Raw genomic sequence first — 3,254 nt, 5'->3', positions numbered from 1 at the left:
ACCTTGATCACACCACCCACACCCGCAGCCGCCTGCGCATGCCCGATGTTCGACTTCAACGACCCCAGCCACAACGGATCACCGCCCCGGCGCTCACGCCCGTACGTCGCCAGCAGCGCACCCGCCTCGATCGGATCACCCAACGCCGTACCCGTACCGTGCGCCTCCACCACATCCACCTCACCCGCCACCAGCCCCGCATCCGCCAGCGCCTCCCGGATCACCCGCTGCTGAGCCGGACCACTCGGCGCCGTCAGCCCGTTGCTCGCCCCGTCCTGGTTGACCGCACTGCCCCGCACCACCGCCAGCACCCGATGACCACGACGACGCGCATCCGACAACCGCTCCACCAGCAGCACACCCACACCCTCGGCCCACGCCGTCCCGTCCGCACCCTCCGCGAACGCCTTGCACCGCCCGTCCCCTGCCAGCCCCCGCTGCCGCGAGAACTCCACGAACACCGTCGGCGTCGCCATCACCGTCACCCCACCGGCCAACGCCAGATCACACTCACCCCGCCGCAACGACTGCACCGCCAGATGCAACGCCACCAACGACGACGAACACGCCGTGTCCACCGTCAACGCCGGCCCCTCCAACCCCAACGCGTAGGCAACCCGACCGGAGATCACGCTGCCGAGCGTCCCCGTGAGCACATGTCCGCCGTAGGTCTCGGCGGCGTCCCCCAGCTGGGTCGCGTAGTCCTGCTGGGAGATGCCGCTGAAGACGCCGGTGCGGCTGCCGCGCAGCGAGTCCGGCACGATCCCGGCCCGCTCCAACGCCTCCCACGACGTCTCCAGCAGCAACCGCTGCTGCGGATCCATCGCAGCCGCCTCCCGCGGCGAGACACCGAAGAACTCCGCGTCGAACTCCGCCGCGGAATGCAGGAACCCGCCCTCCCGCACATAACTCCTCCCCGGCACCCCCGGCTCCGGGTCGTACAACCCCTCGATGTCCCAGCCGCGGTCGACGGGGAACGGAGACAGCGTGTGCCTGTCGCCGGCCACGAGGTTCCACAGGTCGTCCGGCGACACCACACCGCCCGGGTAGCGACAGGCCATGCCCACGATCGCGATCGGCTCACGCTCGTCGGCCCCGGTCGGCGCGAGGGTGGCCGCCACCGGGTCCGCCTCGCCCTCTGCACCGAACAGCTCGTCGTGCAGGTGGGAGGCGAGCGAGACGGGGGTGGGGTGGTCGAAGAGCAGCGTGTTGGGCAGGTTCAGCCCGGTGACAGCGGTCAGGCGGTTGCGCAGTTCGAGGACGGTGAGGGAGTCGAACCCGGCGGACCGGAAGGCCAGCTCCGGATCGACCACGTCGCCCGAGGCGTGGCGCAGGATCCCGGCGGCCTCGGAGCGTACGAGCGTGAGCAGGGAGCGACGACGTTCCGCCGAAGACAGGCCGACGGACAGCCACGGTCGGCCCTCGTCCCCGTCCTGGCCGCTCCCGGCCCGGCCGCTCCCGCGGGTGAGAGAAGCGTGGTCGGCCGCGGCATGGGCGGCGCGCGACGAACGGGCGGCGGGGACGCCGTCGAAGAGGGGCCAGGCACGGCGGGTCACCGAACGCCCGACGAAGGTCTCCCAGTCCACGTCGGCGACGAGCAGCGACGCCTCACCGACCGCGGGTGCCCCCGTCGCGGAGGCCCCGGCGACGCCCATCACCTCGCCCAGGACGTCGAGCGCGCGCTCGGGGTCCAGGGCCGCGACGCCGTCCCGCTCGAAGGAGGTCGCCACGGTTCCCGAAGCCATTCCGGCACCGGCCCACGGCCCCCAGGCGATCGAGACGGCACGTCCTCCCCCGGCCCGGCGCCGCTGTGCCAGGGCGTCGAGCGCGGCGTTGGCGGCGGCGTAGGCGGCCTGGCCTCCGTTGCCCCACACCCCGACGATGGAGGAGAAGAGCACGAAGGCGTCCAGCGGAAGGTGTGCGGTCAGCTCGTCCAGGTGGCGGGCCGCGGTGACCTTGGCCCGCAGTACGGCGTCCACCCGGTCGGAGGTGAGGGAGTCGAGCACACCGTCGTCGAGCACGCCGGCCGCGTGCAGTACGGCGGTGAGGGGCCGTTCCTCGGGGATGCCCGCGAGCAACGCGGCCAGTGCGTCCCGGTCGGCGACGTCGCAGGCCTCGACGGTCGCTTCAGCACCGAGCGCCGTCAGCTCCTCGACGAGTTCACCCGCCCCGGGGCCGTCCGCGCCACGCCGGGCCACGAGAAGCAGGTGCGCGGCGCCCGACCGGGCCAGCCTGCGGGCGACCTGCGCGCCCAGGGCACCGGTGCCCCCGGTGATCAGTACGGTGCCGGAGGACCACCGATCGTCCGTCACTGAGACGGAACCGGGGCCGGGACCGGGACGGGGCGCAGGAACCACACGGCGGACGTGGACACCCGAGGGCCGTACCGCGAACTGGTTGTTCTCCTCCCCCGCGAGCAGCGCCCCGACGAACGTACGGAGCACCGCGGGCGACACACTTCCCGGCAGGTCGGTCAAGCCGCCCCAGCGAACGCCCAGTTCGAGCGCGGCGACCTGTCCCAATCCCCAGAGCTGAGCGCCCCCGACGGAGGGGATCTCGTCCGGCCGCACGGCCACCGCCTCACGGGTGGTGACCCAGAGCGGGGCGGCGGGAAGCACCTCGCCCAGGGCCTGGACGAGGGCGACGGCATCGGCCGTGTCCGGCTCGGACGGGGCGAGCCACAGGACGCGCGTGCTGCGTGCGGCATGGTCACCGGCGGCCCGCAGCAGGTCAGCGACTGCGTTCCGGTCGGTACCGACCGGTATGACGACGGTGTGGACCTCGGCACCGCGCACGGTCAGCTCACGTGCGAGCGCGGTGGTGAGTCCGGAGTCGGCCGTGTCCTCGTCCGATGCCAGGAGCAGCACTCGGCCGGCAGGCCGAGGACTGCCGCGGTCGATGACGGCCGGCTGCCAGGTGACGCGGTAGCGAAGCCCGTCCGCCGACGCGCCGGCGGCCTCGGCGTCGGTCGCGGTGGTGCGAGGGGGGTCCAGCCAGTAGCGGTCGCGCTGGAAGGGGTAGGTGGGGAGGTCGATGCGCCGGCCGCCACCACTGCCCGTGTGGAGGGCGTTCACGTCCAGGTCGGCGTCGCGGGTGAAGACGGTCGCCACCGCCGCCTCGAACGCCTCCCGCTCCGGCCGGCCCCGCCGCATCACCGGGACCACCACCACATCACCGGCCCCCTCGAGGCACTCCCCCGCCATCCCCGTCAGCACCGCATGCGGACCCACCTCCACCAACGTCGACACACCCAG

1 protein-coding gene is annotated in these 3,254 nt (G+C 73.2%); it reads right to left on the bottom strand.

Annotation, left to right across the window (positions count from 1 at the left end; translation table 11 throughout):
• The coding region (locus AC07FV_RS34780; protein WP_479091762.1) for a type I polyketide synthase at positions 1 to 3,230 on the bottom strand (3,230 nt) is incomplete at its 3' end.
• Positions 3,231 to 3,254 lie beyond the last annotated feature (24 nt).

This window comes from Streptomyces sp. NPDC045956, assembly GCF_056430705.1.
This window is presented reverse-complemented; position numbering and strand designations above follow the sequence as displayed.